Annotated in this window: 16 protein-coding genes and 1 tRNA gene; 5 read left to right on the top strand and 12 right to left on the bottom strand. The window is 68.4% G+C overall.

Annotated elements, in window-relative coordinates; genetic code table 11:
- Nucleotides 1-46: 46 nt before the first annotated feature.
- The 5 genes from ABZ194_RS19145 to ABZ194_RS19165 all read right to left on the bottom strand — a co-directional run bounded on the left by ABZ194_RS19145 (nucleotide 47) and on the right by ABZ194_RS19165 (nucleotide 3303).
- Nucleotides 47-361 carry a thioredoxin family protein gene (locus ABZ194_RS19145; protein ID WP_355597996.1) on the bottom strand — a complete coding sequence of 105 codons (315 nt, stop codon included), beginning with the start codon at nucleotides 359-361 and terminating at the stop codon, nucleotides 47-49.
- A gap of 182 nt (nucleotides 362-543) precedes the next feature.
- Nucleotides 544-1317: a zf-HC2 domain-containing protein gene (locus ABZ194_RS19150; protein WP_355597962.1), complete on the bottom strand. Its 774-nt coding sequence runs from the start codon at nucleotides 1315-1317 to the stop codon at nucleotides 544-546.
- On the bottom strand, nucleotides 1314-1826 hold the full coding sequence (locus ABZ194_RS19155; protein WP_355597964.1) for a sigma-70 family RNA polymerase sigma factor: 513 nt from the start codon (nucleotides 1824-1826) through the stop codon (nucleotides 1314-1316). The genes ABZ194_RS19150 and ABZ194_RS19155 overlap by 4 nt, the downstream gene beginning before the upstream one ends.
- Nucleotides 1827-2180: 354 nt before the next feature.
- The gene (locus ABZ194_RS19160) at nucleotides 2181-2861 is read right to left on the bottom strand and encodes a DUF2993 domain-containing protein (RefSeq protein WP_355597966.1); all 681 of its coding nucleotides are present in this window, start codon (nucleotides 2859-2861) and stop codon (nucleotides 2181-2183) included.
- Between the two features lie 190 nt (nucleotides 2862-3051).
- Entirely contained in the window at nucleotides 3052-3303 is a 252-nt protein-coding gene (locus tag ABZ194_RS19165; protein ID WP_355597968.1) for a MoaD/ThiS family protein, read from the bottom strand.
- 225 nt (nucleotides 3304-3528) lie between these two features.
- On the opposite strand from ABZ194_RS19165, the gene ABZ194_RS19170 reads away from it, so the two are divergent.
- The gene (locus tag ABZ194_RS19170) at nucleotides 3529-4242 is read left to right on the top strand and encodes a response regulator transcription factor (protein WP_355597970.1); all 714 of its coding nucleotides are present in this window, start codon (nucleotides 3529-3531) and stop codon (nucleotides 4240-4242) included.
- A 7-nt stretch (nucleotides 4243-4249) separates the two neighbouring features.
- Here the strand turns inward: ABZ194_RS19170 and ABZ194_RS19175 are convergent, their stop codons facing one another.
- The 4 genes from ABZ194_RS19175 to ABZ194_RS19190 all read right to left on the bottom strand — a co-directional run bounded on the left by ABZ194_RS19175 (nucleotide 4250) and on the right by ABZ194_RS19190 (nucleotide 10300).
- A complete protein-coding gene (locus ABZ194_RS19175) occupies nucleotides 4250-5383 on the bottom strand; it encodes an IS630 family transposase (protein WP_355597972.1) in 1134 nt (377 codons plus the stop codon).
- Nucleotides 5384-5509: 126 nt separating this feature from the next.
- Nucleotides 5510-6202, bottom strand: coding sequence for a dienelactone hydrolase family protein (locus tag ABZ194_RS19180; RefSeq protein ID WP_355597974.1), 693 nt, complete (start codon nucleotides 6200-6202; stop codon nucleotides 5510-5512).
- Between the two features lie 79 nt (nucleotides 6203-6281).
- Nucleotides 6282-8294 (bottom strand): erythromycin esterase family protein, encoded by a 2013-nt coding sequence (locus tag ABZ194_RS19185; RefSeq protein WP_355597976.1) that lies wholly within the window; start codon nucleotides 8292-8294, stop codon nucleotides 6282-6284.
- Between the two features lie 209 nt (nucleotides 8295-8503).
- Nucleotides 8504-10300 carry a bifunctional metallophosphatase/5'-nucleotidase gene (locus tag ABZ194_RS19190; RefSeq protein ID WP_355597978.1) on the bottom strand — a complete coding sequence of 599 codons (1797 nt, stop codon included), beginning with the start codon at nucleotides 10298-10300 and terminating at the stop codon, nucleotides 8504-8506.
- Between the two features lie 131 nt (nucleotides 10301-10431).
- Here ABZ194_RS19190 and mshD point away from each other — a divergent pair, with 131 nt between their 5' ends.
- Nucleotides 10432-11505, top strand: a complete 1074-nt coding sequence (gene mshD / locus ABZ194_RS19195) for a mycothiol synthase (RefSeq protein ID WP_355597980.1) — start codon at nucleotides 10432-10434, stop codon at nucleotides 11503-11505.
- A gap of 63 nt (nucleotides 11506-11568) precedes the next feature.
- Here the strand turns inward: mshD and ABZ194_RS19200 are convergent, their stop codons facing one another.
- The 3 genes from ABZ194_RS19200 to dcd form a co-directional block, all read right to left on the bottom strand.
- Complete coding sequence (locus tag ABZ194_RS19200) at nucleotides 11569-12573, bottom strand: inorganic phosphate transporter (protein ID WP_355597982.1); 1005 nt, start codon at nucleotides 12571-12573, stop codon at nucleotides 11569-11571.
- Nucleotides 12573-13190, bottom strand: a complete 618-nt coding sequence (locus ABZ194_RS19205; RefSeq protein ID WP_355597984.1) for a DUF47 family protein — start codon at nucleotides 13188-13190, stop codon at nucleotides 12573-12575. Before ABZ194_RS19205 ends, ABZ194_RS19200 begins: the two co-directional genes overlap by 1 nt.
- 629 nt (nucleotides 13191-13819) lie before the next feature.
- Nucleotides 13820-14395 carry a dCTP deaminase gene (dcd, locus tag ABZ194_RS19210; RefSeq protein ID WP_355597986.1) on the bottom strand — a complete coding sequence of 192 codons (576 nt, stop codon included), beginning with the start codon at nucleotides 14393-14395 and terminating at the stop codon, nucleotides 13820-13822.
- Between the two features lie 109 nt (nucleotides 14396-14504).
- Here dcd and ABZ194_RS19215 point away from each other — a divergent pair.
- The 3 genes from ABZ194_RS19215 to ABZ194_RS19225 all read left to right on the top strand — a co-directional run bounded on the left by ABZ194_RS19215 (nucleotide 14505) and on the right by ABZ194_RS19225 (nucleotide 15385).
- Nucleotides 14505-14578, top strand: a tRNA-Gly gene (locus tag ABZ194_RS19215).
- A gap of 118 nt (nucleotides 14579-14696) precedes the next feature.
- Nucleotides 14697-15059, top strand: a complete 363-nt coding sequence (locus ABZ194_RS19220) for a type II toxin-antitoxin system RelE/ParE family toxin (RefSeq protein WP_355597988.1) — start codon at nucleotides 14697-14699, stop codon at nucleotides 15057-15059.
- On the top strand, nucleotides 15059-15385 hold the full coding sequence (locus ABZ194_RS19225; protein WP_355597990.1) for a helix-turn-helix transcriptional regulator: 327 nt from the start codon (nucleotides 15059-15061) through the stop codon (nucleotides 15383-15385). The genes ABZ194_RS19220 and ABZ194_RS19225 overlap by 1 nt, the downstream gene beginning before the upstream one ends.
- Nucleotides 15386-15474: the final 89 nt, after the last annotated feature.

The raw sequence follows: 15474 nt of genomic DNA on the forward strand, positions 1-15474 counted from the left end.
CAGTTTGTGAGACCAAAAGGCTTGGCGAGCAGTAGGGTGCCCTGTTTCACTCTTCGACGGCGAGGCCCAGGGCCCCGATGACGTCGGCCTTACGGGGCTGCCCGGAGGCGCGTTTCACCACACGCCCCGACGCGTCAAGGATCAGTACGGTCGGGGTCCGCAGAATGTTCAAAGATCGGACGAGATCGAGCCGGGACTCCGCGTCGATCTCCAGGTGCGCCACCCCCGGCACCAGCCCGGCCACCTCCGACAGGATCCGGCGGGTCGCCCGGCACGGCTGACAGAACGCGCTGGAGAACTGCACGAGCGTGGCGCGCTCCCCGAGCGGGGCGTCGAGCTCGCCGGACGTCAGCCTCTCCACATCGCCTCCGGCCTCGCGGGGCACGCCGTCGCGCCGCCGTACCAGCACACCCACCAGGGCGGCCGCGGCGAGTGTGACGAGCACCACTGTCAATCCGGTCACGGAGCACGACAACACACGGCCTCGCCGGACCATTCCCCGCCCCCGGTCCCACCCCGGTCCCGCCCGGGGGCGGGACCGGCTCAGCGCGCGGGGATGCTGAGCAGCATCCGGCCCTGGGCGGTGACGATCTCGAACTTCGCGATGCTCCCGAGCGGGATCGTGGTGGTCCCGGGGAAGGCGATCGACTTGTCGTAGGCGGCCCTGTCGACGACCCAGTTTCCCGCCGTCTGCCGGACACCGTCGGCGCCGATCACGTCCAGCCGGCAGGGAGTGCCCCTGGCGACCCCGGAGAGCACGATCCTGACCGTGATCGTCCCCTCCCGCTCCGTCGCGGTCACCGTGGCCTGAACGGGCCCCTCGTCGCCCCGGCGCTCCAGCCTGCGGCCGGGGGCCGGTGTGCCCACCAGGATCCGGGCGTCGCCGGACTCGGCCGAGGGCGCGCTCTCCTTCGCCGAGAGAGCGGTGCCGGCCCTGTCGGCGGCCGGCTCCTGGGACTGCGCCATGGTGGCGCCGCCGTCCTGCGCGGGCCGGTTGGCCGCCCACAGGGTCCCGCCCAGTCCGACCACCAGGACCGAGGCCGCCAGCGACAGCAGCATCCGGGTGATCCTGCGCCGTCTGACCTTGGCGTTGAGCAGCCGGTCGAGCACCGCCTGGGGCGGGCTGGCCGCCTGCGTCACGTCCTCCTCCGACACCCGGCCGAGGAACGCGACCACCCCGGTCAGCTCCTCGAACTCCGCCCGGCAGCCGTCGCATTCGGCGAGATGCGCCTCGACGAACACGCGCTCCTCGGGCTCCAGCGCCCCGAGCGCGTACGCCCCGAGCGACATCCGTACCTCTTCGCAGTTCATCATCATGGCGCGAGCCCCCGCTCCTCCAGCGCCAGCTTGAGCGCCCGAAGCGCGTAATACGTGCGCGACTTCACCGTTCCGGCAGGGATACCGAGCGCCTCGGAGGCTTCCTTGACCGACTTTCCCTGGTAATAGACCTCGGCGAGTACCTCGCGGTGCTCAGGGCGCAGCGTGGCCAGCGCCTCGGCGATCGCCCAGGACTCGACGGCCCGCTCCAGCTCGTCGTCGGCCGGCACGACGGCGAGCGCCTCGGCCCCCGTCTCCGGAGGACGCGACTTGCGCGCCCGGTGCTGATCGACGACGAGGTTGCGGGCCACCGTGAACAGCCACGCGCGGATCGGACGCCCGCTGAAGGCGTCAGGATGCCGCCAGGCTCGCAGCAGCGTCTCCTGCACGACGTCCTCCGCTCTCCCCGGGTCACCCGTCAGCCGCAGAACGTAGCCGTAGAGTGGCCCGCCGTGTTCGTCGAAGAGGGCTCTGACGAGCTGCTCATCGGCGGTTCCGGCGTGACTCACATCCCCACGACGTACGGCGGGACGGATCGGTTCAGTCACGGTGCGGCCCAGTCGGAGTCGGTACGGTCGGAGTCGGTTCGATCATGGCGTTGGCTCTGTCACGGCGTCGGGTCCGGGTTCGAAGGCGGCTGACCACGGGGCCGTCCGGGGCGGCCGTGGAGACGGGGCGGTCATGGGACGGCTGCGGGGCGGCCTGCCGAGCGTACGCCACGGAGCCGTCCCCAACCTTTTTTCGCCTGTCCCGACCCCCAGCCGGTCTCAGCCGGTCTCAGCCGGTCTCAAGCCGCCCAGCCGGCCTCAAACGGCTCAGCCGGCCTCAAACGGCTCAGCCGGCCTCAAACGGCTCAGCCGGTCTCAGCCGCGGAGCGGTACGTCCGCCGCCTCACCGGCGATCCGGATTCCCTGCGGAACGGCCTTCACATCGGTCACCTTCAGGTTGAACGGCAGGTTCTTGATCGGGATCCGGTAGGTGATGAACCGCTCGGGCTGGGGCACCGGGATGCCGCCGCCCAGCGTGATCCTCCCGGGGACGAACCGCACCTCGCCACCGGTCATCTCGATCTTCATGTCGGCCTTCACCGGCACCTTCTGGCCCAGCACGCTGATCTCGCCGGTGACGGCGAGGGCGTCACCGTTGACACTGATCTTGATCCCGCGCGGGGCCCGCCGGTTCAGCGTCTCCAGCGGGACGATCACGGTGCCCGCCACCCGCTCCGCGCGCATGTCCACCCGGTCGGCGCGGAGCACCAGGTCCTCCAGCGGGGCGGTGACCCCGTAGAGGGTGAAGTCCACCTTGGACATGTGGACACCGGCCAGGCTCATCGGGCCCGCGGCGACCCTGACCTCGTCGTACCGCCCGCCGATCGCCTGGGTCAGGAACGGGATACCGAGGATGGTCACCTCGGGCGCGGGGTCGAGGTCGTACTTCGCGGCCGCCCGCGTGGCGATCTCCCGCTGCGCGCCGGTGACGGCCACCCTGTCCAGGATCGCGATGAGAACGAGCAGTAAAACCAGAAAAGCGGCGAGCTTGCGCATCCGACTCCCTGTTCATTCTCCGGGTCCGGCCAGAGTGTCACCGCAGCCCATCCCCTGGCAATCGTTTCCAAAACGCCACACCAACGATCAGGTCGGCCCAGGTGTCCACTTCTTCAAGGATCGCCCACACCTTCCTGACCACCTTTACACCTGGCTGTCATCTCGTCGATCATCCACCATCACCGGCCGATCAGCCACCCGCGAACGGGGGAAGCACCTCGACCGTCGCCCCCTCCGCGAGGACGACGGCGCCGTGCGCCCTCCTGCCCACCGGGTCGCCGTCGACCAGGAAGGAGGACCTCCCGGCCACGCGGGCCAGCTCGTCGCGGCCCAGCGTGACGTTGGCCATCAACTCGGCCAGCGTCTCCGCCTCGAAGGACTCCTCGGCGACGCCCGCGGCGTCCTTCGCCGCCGCCCAGTAGCGAATCGTGCCCTTCGCCATCTACGACCAACTCCTTCGACACACGCACGGCCACCGTCCCGTCACGGGGAATCCACGGAGAGGGGGACGTTCACCTGGTGGACCCTCACTGGACGCTTCATCCCCGTGGGCTATCCTCACTTACTACGGGACCTGGGCGACGTAGCCCCCGGGTCCTTACGTGTTTTATGTGGCTATAGCCGTTTTGTACGGCTACTGCCGACATAACACGGGGAAGGAGGCATCGTGAGCAACCTACTGCTGCTCACCAACGCCCTTGAGCCCTCGGCCGAGGTGCTTCCGGCGCTGGGGCTGCTGCTGCACTCGATCCGAGTCGCCCCCGCCGAGGCCACCGCGCTGATCAACACCCCACCCGCCGACGCCGTCCTGATCGACGCACGCCGCGAACTCGCCCATGCCAAGAGCCTCTGCCGGCTACTGCGGACCACGGGCATCACCTGCCCCCTGCTGGTGATCGTCACCGAGGGCGGCCTGGCCGCGATGACCGCCGACTGGGGCGCCGACGACGTCCTCCTGAACAGCGCCGGTCCCGCCGAGGTCGAGGCACGACTGCGGATCACCGCCGGCCGCCTGAACCTGTCCGCCGCCGGGGAGGCCCCGGACGAGATCCGCAACGGCGACCTGACGATCGACGAGGCCACCTACACCGCCCGGCTCCGTGGCCGCGCGCTCGACCTGACCTTCAAGGAGTTCGAGCTCCTGAAGTATCTGGCGCAACACCCCGGGCGGGTCTTCACCCGCGCCCAGCTCCTGCAGGAGGTGTGGGGATACGACTACTTCGGCGGCACGCGGACCGTGGACGTCCACGTCCGGCGGCTGCGCGCCAAACTCGGCGCCGAGTACGAGGCACTGATCGGCACCGTGCGCAACGTCGGCTACCGCTTCGTCCCCGAACGCGGCAACGAACCCTCAGAAGACCGCGAACCCGCCCACAACTAGTGCCGCATCAGGCTACGTTTGCCCTGTCTACGATGGCGCGTAGACGCTGGTCGTTGGCATGGCGGTTACGCCAGATGATGTAGCGGCGAATCATGCTGCCCTGCTCCCTGTGGCCGGCATGGTCGGTGCCGTCCAGAGTGAAGTAACGCAAAGCGGTGAACTGAGCCTCGATCCGGTTGAGCCAGGAACTGTTGGTCGGTGTGTAAGCGATCTCGACGTTGCTGACCCGGGCCCAGTCGCCGACCCGGGTGTCCTTCTTCGTGCTCAGATGCGGGGCGTAGTTGTCGCACACGATCGCGATACGGATCTCAGGCGGATACAGGCTGCGCAGGTAGCGGCAGAACTCCATGAACCGGGTGCGCGTCTTGACGGGTTTGATGTGCCCATACAGCTTGTCCTTGCCCAGGTCGTAGGCGGCGAACAGATGCCGTATCCCGTGCGGGCGGGTGTAGGTCGCCCGGCGGCGCGGCCGGGGCTCACGGCCGGGATCTTTGTGCCTGCCGCCGTGCTCGGCCCACTGCCGGCCCGGGTGCGGCTGAAGGTTGAGCGGCCCGAACTCGTCCACGCAGAAGACGGCCTCGGGTTCGCCGGGTTCGGCGGCGACTTCGCCGTCGGCAATGGCGTACAGGTGCTCAACCCGGGCCTTCTTGGCCGCGTAGTCGGGATCGTGGGAGGTCTTCCAGGTTTTCACCCGTTGAAAGGAGACGCCTTCCTCGCGGAGCAGGATGCGCAAGCCCTCATGGCTGATGTCGTCGACCACCCCCTCGGCGACCAGGAAGTCGGCCAGTTTGGCCAGGCTCCAGGTCGAAAACGGCAGGCCGTGCTCAGCTGGTTTGGACTTGGCGATCTTCTTGATCTCGCGGCGTTCGGGCAGGGTGAACGTTCTGGGCCGTCCGCCCCCGTATTTGGGCTGCAGGGAGTCGAAGCCGTCGGCGTTGAAGTTGTGGATCACGTCCCGGACCCGGTCCGGGCTGGTGAACGTCACCTCGGCGATCTTCGCCACGGGCATGCGCTGGGCGGACAGCAGCACCATCTGCGCGCGCCGCCAGGTCACCACCGATCCACTGCCGCGGCGGATGATCCGCAGCAGCCGCCGCCCCTCGTCATCGTCGATCTCGCGGACCCGTACGCGTTCAGCCACACCGTTCATCATGGTGGCAACCTGTCGCCGGGCGCAGCGATCTGACGACAGGTAACAACGAGGCGAACGTTGCCTGATGCGGCACTAGTCCCGCGTTTAGTCCCGCGTTCCGCACCCGGCCCGACGTCACGACGGGCCCTCCCGGCCGCCGTCCGGAGCCCGCGACAGATGGCGCAGGAACCACTCCCTGGCCAGATAGGCGACCCGCTCCAGCGCGCCGGGTTCCTCGAAGAGGTGCGAGGCGCCCGGGACGATCTCCAGACGTGTCTCGCCGCGCAACTCCCGCGCCGCCTCACGGTTGAGTTTGACGACGGCGGGGTCGGCCTCTCCGACGATCAACAGCGTGGGCTGGTGAACCGACCGGAGCGCGTCACCGGCGAGGTCCGGCCGCCCGCCCCGGGAGACGACCGCCTTCACCGCGTCCGGCCTGGTCGCGGCGGCGGCGAGCGCCGCGGCCGCCCCCGTGCTCGCGCCGAAGAGCCCTACGTACAGGCCGGCGGTGGGCTCGTGCGCCACCAGCCAGCCGGTGAGTGCCGCCAGCCGTACGGTGAGCAGGCCGATGTCGAAACGGAGCTCGCCCGTCCGGAAGTCGGCCTGCTCCTCCGCCGGTGTGAGCAGATCGGTGAGGATCGTGGCCAGACCCGCCCGGTGAAGCTCACCCGCCACATAGCGGTTGCGCGGGCTGTGCCGGCTGCTGCCGCTGCCGTGCGCGAACAGCACCGCCCCGTGCGCCGGCCGCGGCACCACCACGTCCGCCCCCAGCGTGACGCCCGCGACGGGGATCTCCAGATGCTCCAGATTCATCCGGACGGCGTTCATGTTCTCCCCTTCGACATGTCTTCCCCCTTCTTCCGGGACCCTCCCCCTCGAACCCGGACACCCGCTCGCCCCCGGCTGGTCAGACACCGGCCGGGTAGGTCTCGGGAACCTCTCCCCGCTCCCAGCCGGCCGTCCGCTCCAGCGGCTCGACCGCCCGCGTCTCGTCGATGTGGATCAGCGCGTCGTACCGGTCGGCCACCCGGGCGTGGAAGTAGTGGCTCCGCCGTTCGGTCCGCGGGCGGTAGACGACGCCGATCGCCCGTTCCAGCCGCGGCGGGCGGAGCGCCTCCGCGGCCGGGGAGGCGGAGCCGAACAGGAGCATGAACTCCTTCTTGCCGGTCTCGTGGAGCAGTTCCTCGACCGATCCGGCGAGCGCGGGCCGTACCCGCTTGCGCTCGGCCGGGGCGCCCCAGTCGTCGGCCGCCGTCACGGTGCCGGTGTAGGTGGTGAAGCCGATGAGGCGGGAGTCCCCCGGATGCCGCTCGCGGACCAGCTGACCGATGGTGAGCTCGCCGCGGGCCGCGGCCTCCGTCGCCCGGGCGTCACCGACGTGGGAGTTGTGGGCCCATACGACGATCTTCGCGGGCCGGCCGTACCCGCGGGTGAGGTGATCGGCGAGCGCGTCCAGGGTGTCGGCCATGTGGCGGTCGCGCAGGTTCCAGGAGGAGACCCTCCCGCTGAACATCGTGCGGTAGTACTCCTCGGCCGCCTTGACGGTCCGCGCGTTCCGCTCGGCGTGGAAGACCTCCTCCTCGACGAGCGTCCCGTCCCGCCGGATGTACTCCAGCGCGTGGCGCTGCAGGTCGGCCAGCTGCTCGACCACCTGCCCCTGGCACGACTCACCGGCCCCGAACGCGGCGGCGAAGCCGTACGCCTGGCCGTCGCCACCGGCGTGATGGTCGAAGCAGGCGTAACGCTCCCTGGCGCGCGCCGCGGCCTCCGGATCGACCCGTTCGAGGATGGCGACGACCTCGTGGATCGACCGGTACAGGCTGTAGAGGTCCAGCCCGTAGAAGCCGGCCTTCGCCCTCTCCTCCTCCCCGGCCCGGTCGTTGTGCCCGCGCAGCCACCCGACGAAGTCCAGCACCTCCGCGTTGCGCCACATCCAGGTCGGGAAACGCTCGAAGCCGCGCAGCGCCTCCTCGGCGGTGGCGTCGTCGTCGCGTCCGAGGACGTAGCGGCTCACCCGGTAGGCGTCGGGCCAGTCCGCCTCCACCGCCACCGCGCAGAAGCCGCGTTCCTCGATGAGCCGCCGTGTCATGCGGGCACGCGCCCGATAGAACTCGTGGCTGCCGTGCGAGGACTCCCCGATCAGGACAAGACGCGCCTCACCCACCAGATCGAAGAGATCCTCGTCGCGGGGCACCCCCTCCTCGGTGGGCAGGGCCTGCGCGCGGACGACCGTCACCTCGGGGAGGTCCTGCGGGTCGGCCTCCACCGGCCGTGATCTCGACGCGGCGCGGAGGAGCTCCTGCACCTCCTCGTCGGTCGTCTGGGTGAAGTCCCAGTAGGACATCCCGACCGCCACGAAGGGGGAGGGCGTGGTGGCGCAGATCACCTCGTCGGCCAGGACGCCGAGCTCGCGGCAGGTCGACTCCGGCGCGGCGGGGACCGCGACGACGATCTCGGCCGGACGCCGGCGGCGGAGGGCCTCGACGGCGGCACGCATGCTCGCGCCCGTCGCGAGCCCGTCGTCCACCACGACGACGGTCCTGCCCATGAGGTCGGGCGGCGGGCGCCCCTCCCGGTAGACCCGCTCCCGTCTGAGAAGTTCGCGGCCCTCGCGCTCGGCGACCTGCTGGACGGTCTGCGGCGAGACGCCCAGCGCCCGGACGACGTCCTCGTTGAGCACGATGACCCCGCCCCCGGCGATCGCCCCCATGGCCAGCTCCTCCCGGCCGGGGAGGCCCAGCTTGCGGACGAGGAAGACGTCGAGCGGGACACCGAGGGCCATGGCGATCTCATAGGCCACGGGCACGCCGCCCCGTGGCAGCCCCACGACGACGACATCCGGCATGCCCCGGTAACGCCTCAGAAGACTCGCCAGGACGCGACCGGCATCCCGCCGATCCTGGAACAGACGGTCTGACACAGCCGCCACCTCCGGTTGGCGTAGTTCGCCCCGCCTTCCTGGAACATGCCCGAACTGCGATGACTGACCGTTGAGCACCGCGAACGTGTCACGAGTTTTACCCGGCGTGACCCCTGTCTTTACCGGCACGGGTACGGCTCCGCGCCCTTGAACGATCTTCAGTGACGGGCCCCCGGACCACTCGGAGCCCGTTTCGAAGGCGGGCGAGCCTAGGGGACGACGGTGATGTGGTTGGGGACCGGGGGGGTGATCAGCGGGTTCGCGGCGAAATGGGCCGCGAAGGCGTCGATGTCGAGCGGGCCGCTCCACAGGTCCGTGCCGTTCCTGAACTCCAGGAAGGCGTCACCCCCGCCGACCAGGAAGTTGTTGGCGGCGACCCGGACGCTCCCGGTATCCGTCACCGCGACACCGTCGATCTTGATGTCCGAGACCTTCGCCCCCCAGGCCGCGCCCCTGCTGTAGGTGTAGGTGAGGTTCGACGACGGCTGCAGGATCTTGTTGAAGGGCTGGGCGTTGGGCCCGCCGGTGAACTGCTGCTCCAGGACGGTCTTGAGCTGGGCACCGGTGAGGGTGACCACCTGCGTGAGGTTGTTGAACGGCTGCACCGTGAAGGCCTCGCCGTAGGTCACCACGCCGTCGCCCTCACCCGCGGGCGAGCTCGGGTAGGTGAGGCCGGCGCGCACGCCGCCCGGGTTCATCAGCGCGACCTGGGCGGTGCCGCCGGTCCTGGTCGCGGCCAGCTGGCCGTCGGCGATGAGGTTGCCCAGAGGGGACTCCCCCGACGGGGACGCGGCGTTGACGATGTCGGCCGTGATCTTGCCGATCGGCCGGTTGGCCACGGGCGCGACGCGGTCCTTCCAGCTCTGGACGAACGCGGCGATCTCCGGGTCCGGGGTGACGGTCCTGGTCACGACCTGGTTGTCGGCCACGACCGAGGAGCGCACGACGTCACGGGTACGGACGTCCACCTGGAAGTCGACCTTGGTGATCACCCTGCCGAAGGAGCCGCCCTGGCTGAACAGGCGCGTACCGCCCTTGGGGTCGGACACCGTACACAGGTACGCCTGGTGGGAGTGACCGCTGAGGATCATGTCGATCTCGGCGTCGACCTGGGTGGCGATCCGGTTGCCCACCCCCGGCTGGGCGCTGCAGGCGTCGGGCGACCGGCCGGGGGTCACCTGGTCGCCCTCGTGCACCAGCACGACCTGGGCCTTGACGCCGACGAGCCTGAGCAGCCGGGAGGCGACGTTGGCCGCCTTGACCTCGTCGACGAACTCCAGGTCCTTCACCCCCTCGGAGGTGACGATGTTCGGGGTGGTCCGGGTGACCAGGCCGATGAAGCCGATCGGCACGCCGTTCATCCAGCGGACGGTGACCGGGGGCAGCGCGGGGATGCCGTAGTCCTTCAGCGGCGCGCGCAGCGGACCGGTGTTCCGCCCGCCGAACGCGGCGAGCGCCTCCCGCTCGGCGGCCCCGTCCGGCCGTTTGAAGATCACATTGGCGCCGAGATAGCTGTAGCCCGCGCCCTTCCACGCGCCGGCGGGCGAGCAGCCGTCCACCGGGTGGCAGCCACCACGCATGATCCGCCTGAGCTCGGCGTAGCCCTCGTCGAACTCGTGGTTGCCGACGGCCGAGGCGGTGACGCCCACCCTGCCGAGGAACTCCACCGACGGCTCGTCGTGGTAGGCCGCCGACAGCAGCGGGGTGGCGCCGATCAGGTCACCCTGAGCGACCTTGAGCGTGTTCTCGTCGGACAGTCGCCCAAGATGCGTGGCCACGTAGGCGGCGCCGCCCGCCTCGACGGTGGCGCCGGTCTCGTCGACCATCCGGCCGGACGAGCCGGTCGGCGGTTCGAGGTTGCCGTGGAAGTCGTTCAGGGCGAGCAGGCGGACCGGCACCGTCTTGGGAGGCTTGCCGCCCGCCTCCGCCGGACCCGTCGCGAACACGAGACCGGTTCCGGCGAGGACCCCGGCCATGACCAACCGCTGAAAGGAGCGAGGCATCATGAACCACGACATTAAATCGGCAATCCATGGAAGGAATGTCCGAGAGGTAACGATTAACCGATCCATCGCATGGCGGTTTTTGCCAGTCCCCGGCGATCCCCTGGCATCCGGGGCCGCCTAGAGTCCAGGACATGAACGTGCGCGTGGAACACAGGGGACGACTTGACGAACAACAGGTGGCCGCCGTCCTCGAAGTCGTCGAGGCCGCCGCGGAGGCCGACGGGGTCAGGCCGCTCAACGAACATGTGATGCTGCACCTCCGCTACGGCGGGGACGAGCAGGCGGGGGCCGTACTCCTGTACGCCGGAGACGACCTCGCGGGCTACGCGCACGTGGACCCGACCGACCCCGTCGAGGGGCCCAGCGGGGAACTGGTGATCCACCCCGCGTTCCGGAGGCGCGGGTACGGGCGGCGTCTGCTCCGCGCCGTACTGGAGCGGAGTGGGGGACGGCTCCGCCTGTGGGCGCACGGCGACCACACGGGAGCCGAGGCCCTAGCCGTGTCGGCCGGGTTCACCAAGGTCAGATCGCTGTGGCAGATGCGCCGCCCCCTGCTCGCGGCGACCCCCGGCTTCGACCTCCCCCCCGGCGTACGGCTGCGCGCGTTCGAGCCCGGATCCTCCGACGAGGAGTCCTTGGTGGCGCTCAACGCCCAGGCGTTCGCCGACCACCCCGAGCAGGGAGCGTGGACCGTCGAGGACCTGAGACGGCGCGAGCAGGAGCCGTGGTTCGACCCGGCGGGGTTCTTCCTCGCGGTGCGTGAAACCGCCGCCCCCACGCAGCTCACGGAGCGGCTGACCGGGTCCGAGAGCCCCGAGGAACGGCGAACCCGGGCCGGGGGCCTCGCGGAACGGCAGGCCGGGGCCACCGGTTTCACGGAGCGGACCGGCCCGGCCGGTGCCGCGAAGGGGCGGGACGGCTCGGCGGGCGGCGAGCGACTGGTGGGCTTCCACTGGACCAAGGTGCACGGCGACGACGGCCACGGACACGAGCCGATCGGCGAGGTCTACGTCGTCGGCGTCGATCCCGCCGAGCAGGGCGGCGGACTGGGCAGGGCGTTGACGCTCGCGGGCCTGGCCCACCTGCGGTCGCGGGGCCTGGCCCAGGTGATGTTGTACGTGGACGAGAGCAACACCGCGGCGATCCGCCTCTACGAGAAGCTGGGCTTCACCCGGTGGGACGTCGACGTCATGTACCGGAAATGACGAGACGCGATGGAACGCCGATCGCAGCCACTCGATCGACGTCCCATCGCGTTCGTCCGGGTTCTACTCGAAAACCCAGTGGAACCCGTAGTAGACCAGGGCGCCGACGAGCGCCGCGGCGGGGATCGTGAGAACCCAGCCGGTCACGATGTTGGCCGCGACCCCCCAGCGCACCGCCGACAGACGCCGGGCCGCGCCCACACCCATGATCGAACTCGTGACCGTGTGGGTGGTGGAGATGGGCGCGCCGAAACCCAAGGCCGCGATGTAGAGCACGGACGCGGCGGCGGACTCCGAGGCGAAACCCTGGGGAGGGGTGACCGTGGAGATCCGGCGGCCGAGCGTCCGCATGATCCGCCAGCCACCGGCGTAGGTGCCAAGAGAGATGGCCGTCGCGGCGGAGAGGATGACCCATTGCGGGATCGGATCACCGTTGTGCTTGAACCCGCCGACCACGAGCGCCAGGAAGATCACACCCATGGTCTTCTGCGCGTCCTGCAGACCGTGTCCGAGGGCCAGCGCCCCGGACGAGATGATCTGCGAGCGGCGGAAGCCCTGGTTGACCTTGGGCGCGTTGGAGCGGCGGAAGGTCCACAGGAAGCCGATCATGATGGCCCCCGCCAGGGTGAACCCGACCAGCGGCGAGAGAATCATCGGGATGACGACCTTGTGGAACACGCCCTCCCAGTGGATGATGCTCGACGAGGCGAGCGCCGCACCGACCATGCCGCCGATCAGCGCGTGACTGCTCGACGAGGGCAGGCCGAAGTACCAGGTGACGAGGTTCCAGGCGATCGCCCCGAGCAGGCTCGCGGCCACGATCACCAGGCCGTGCGTGCCCTTGGGGGCGTCGATGATGCCTTTTCCGACGGTCGACGCCACCTGGGTGCCGAGGTTCGCACCCAGGAAGTTCATCCCCGCGGCCATGATCAAAGCGGTCTTCGGCTTCAACGCCTGTGTCGAAACCGCGGTCGCGACCGCGTTGGCGGCGTCGTGGAAGCCGTTGGTGTAGTCGAAGGCCAAGGCCACGACCACCACGCCGATGATGAGTACCAGGGTCAGGTCCACTAGCTATCCTTGACCGCGATCGACTCGATGGTATTGGCCACCCGCTCGAACGCGTCCGCGGCCATCTCCAGCTGGTCGACGACCTCCTTCACCTTGAACCAGGCCAGCCCGTCGCTTTCGCCGTTGAAGAGGGAGGCGAGAAGGTGACGGTAGATCCGGTCGCCCTGGTTCTCCAGCCGGTTGATCTCTATCCAGTAGTCGCTCAGATTCTTCATCGAGCGCAGCCGGGGCATGGCCTCGGCGGTCAGCTCGGCGGCCATCGTCAGGACCTCGACCTGCTGGACGACGTCCTTGGGGAGCTCGTCGACCTGGTAGAGGACCATGAGGTCGGCGGCGGCCTCCATGTGGTCCATCACGTCGTCGAGGGCCGACGCGAGACGGTAGATGTCCTCTCGGTCGAAGGGGGTGATGAAGCTCCTGCTGAGCAGGCTCATGATCGAGTGAGTACGCTCGTCGCCGGCGTGCTCACAGGCACGCAGCTTTTCGGCCAGAGCCCGCCTGTCCGATCCGTCGCTGACGATTTCCGACAGCAGGTGAGACGCTGTGACGAGGTTGTTCCCCAAGGCGGCGAACATCTCGTAGTAGCTGTCCTCGCTGGGCGTAAGGCGCAGGGGCACGTCGCTCTCCAGATATGCGGGGATGGGACGTTGGAAACGTACGGTCACCGGCGGGGATAGGGCCTCACCTTTTTGAACACCCGACCTTTCCTGCCACCGCCGGCCATAACGTGGCCGACGACATCGGGGTCGAGGGTCCTCCAGGGTTTCCGTTTCCGGTGACCGTCGCATTGACTTGCGGTCACGCTACGCCGTCACGCGCCCCAAATGGAGCCACCCTCCTCTTCCCTAACCTTTTTGGGGCGAACCTTCATCTTTTCCTCACCTAACGGCCCCTTATGCCAGATACGCCAACCCTTAGCTACACTTATCCATACATTCCTATAAACATAAGGCCGTCGAACCGCCCCACTCCCAGGAATCTCACCCTCTCGGCTGACTCCGTCGTGTTGATCTATGTAAACGGCGAGTAAGGATGGTTGATGTCAGATCAGACCATTCATCCGATTGGATCCTGATCGGCACGACGGCCACCAGATGCACCGCAGACGCCCGAACCACCATCGAGCGACACGACGACACCAACTTGAGGACGGCGCCCCCGGCTTAAGGACGGCGACCCTGGCTTGAGAGCGACGGCACCGGCTTGAGGGCGACGGCCGGCCACCACGACCGGTGAGCAGGGTCCTTTAGATCCGGCTCCGGTGAAAGTTCAGATAGGAACGACTCGGCGTCGGCCCCCGTTGCCCCTGATACCGCGAGCCGTACTTCTGCGAGCCGTATGGATGCTCGGCGGGCGAGCTAAGACGGAACATGCACAACTGGCCGATCTTCATACCGGGCCAGAGCTTGATCGGCAGCGTCGCGACATTGGACAGCTCCAGCGTCACATGCCCGCTGAACCCCGGATCGATGAAACCCGCCGTGGAATGGGTGAGCAGGCCCAGCCTGCCCAGCGAGCTCTTCCCCTCCAGCCGCGAGGCGACGTCGTCGGGAAGCGTGATGACCTCGTAGGTGCTGGCCAGGACGAACTCACCGGGATGCAGGATGAACGGCTCGTCCCCCTCGGGCTCGACCACCCGCGTCAGGTCCGGCTGCTCGATCGACGGATCGATGTGGGGATATCGGTGGTTTTCAAAGACTCTGAAGTAACGATCCAGCCGCACGTCGATGCTCGACGGCTGGATCATCTCCGGCTGGAAGGGATCGAGTTTGACCCTGCCGGACTCGATCTCGGTACGGATGTCACGGTCGGAAAGCAGCACGTGAGGCAACCTACCAACGCCCCACCACCCCACAGACCGGGAAACTCCCCTCCGACAACGGCAAGAGCCCTCCGAGTTTCCGCTACAGTAGAGGGCGCGGCCCACCGCTGCGGGTGTAGTTCAATGGCAGAACATCAGCTTCCCAAGCTGACAGCGCGGGTTCGATTCCCGTCACCCGCTCCACTCATGAAGGCCCAGCTCAGGATTACGATCCAGAGCTGGGCTTTGATCGTTTTTGGCGCTAGGGACTGGTTTTCTCGTTCCCACCGACTTACCATCGAAGGTATATACCATCAAGGGTATGTTCGAGATCGCGTTGGAGCCCGAGGTGGAGGCATGGTTGGCGGGGCTGCCGTTCGGGCAGTTCCAGCGGGCGATGGCGAAGGTGGACTGGCATCTCGTGGAGAGAGGCGGGCTGCCGGACGGTGACCACGTCAAGAGTCTGCGCAATGGCGTCAGCGAGTTGAGGTTACCCCTCGGGGAACGGTCCTGGCGGATCACGTTCTGGAGACCCGGAGGTAGGGCGATCGTTCTGCTCACAGTGTTTGCCAAGACCCGTAACGGGCCACAGCATGATGACGTGGAGCGTGCGGTCAAGGCGAAGAAAGTCTGCCAACTCGAACACAACATGACCGTCACCCACATTTTCGACAGGAGATCGTGATGGCTGGACACAGCACGTGGAAGACGCTGAAGGCCAAGCGGCTTCTGGAAGCTGAGACCGAAGAGCACCCCGAGTACACGCGAGCCGTCCGGGACATGGCTCTCGGAGACAGGCTCCGTGAGGTTCGCGTGGCGAGGAACCTGACTCAGGCCGAGGTCGCCAAGCGAGCAGGGATCTCCCAGCCGGCTCTGTCGCGTATCGAACTGGGCGGTGGAGTACCGACGCTGGAGATGCTTGACCGGATCGGCAGAGCGATAGGTGTTCGGTTCACTATCTCCGTGGGGGACGACCAAGCGGAACAGATCGATCTCCTGGCCGGTTACTGAGGTTGAAGCTCAGGAGTTAGATCACCGACGGCGGTTTATGACCGTTGGATGACCTCGCGTTCGGTATGCCGGAGTTATGAGGTATCCGG

Origin of the sequence: Streptosporangium sp. NPDC006007 (genome assembly GCF_040614315.1) — a bacterium.
Lineage (GTDB): Bacteria > Actinomycetota > Actinomycetes > Streptosporangiales > Streptosporangiaceae > Streptosporangium.

What these genes read in the sequence shown, in the direction of transcription:
- ABZ194_RS19150 (WP_355597962.1), bottom strand. Translation starts at nt 1,317, where the DNA reads ATGATGATGAACTGCGAAGAGGTACGGATGTCGCTCGGGGCGTACGCG.
- ABZ194_RS19160 (WP_355597966.1), bottom strand. Translation starts at nt 2,861, where the DNA reads ATGCGCAAGCTCGCCGCTTTTCTGGTTTTACTGCTCGTTCTCATCGCG.
- ABZ194_RS19165 (WP_355597968.1), bottom strand. Translation starts at nt 3,303, where the DNA reads ATGGCGAAGGGCACGATTCGCTACTGGGCGGCGGCGAAGGACGCCGCG.
- ABZ194_RS19180 (WP_355597974.1), bottom strand. Translation starts at nt 6,202, where the DNA reads ATGAACGCCGTCCGGATGAATCTGGAGCATCTGGAGATCCCCGTCGCG.
- ABZ194_RS19190 (WP_355597978.1), bottom strand. Translation starts at nt 10,300, where the DNA reads ATGATGCCTCGCTCCTTTCAGCGGTTGGTCATGGCCGGGGTCCTCGCC.
- mshD (WP_355597980.1), top strand. Translation starts at nt 10,432, where the DNA reads ATGAACGTGCGCGTGGAACACAGGGGACGACTTGACGAACAACAGGTG.
- ABZ194_RS19220 (WP_355597988.1), top strand. Translation starts at nt 14,697, where the DNA reads ATGTTCGAGATCGCGTTGGAGCCCGAGGTGGAGGCATGGTTGGCGGGG.
- ABZ194_RS19225 (WP_355597990.1), top strand. Translation starts at nt 15,059, where the DNA reads ATGGCTGGACACAGCACGTGGAAGACGCTGAAGGCCAAGCGGCTTCTG.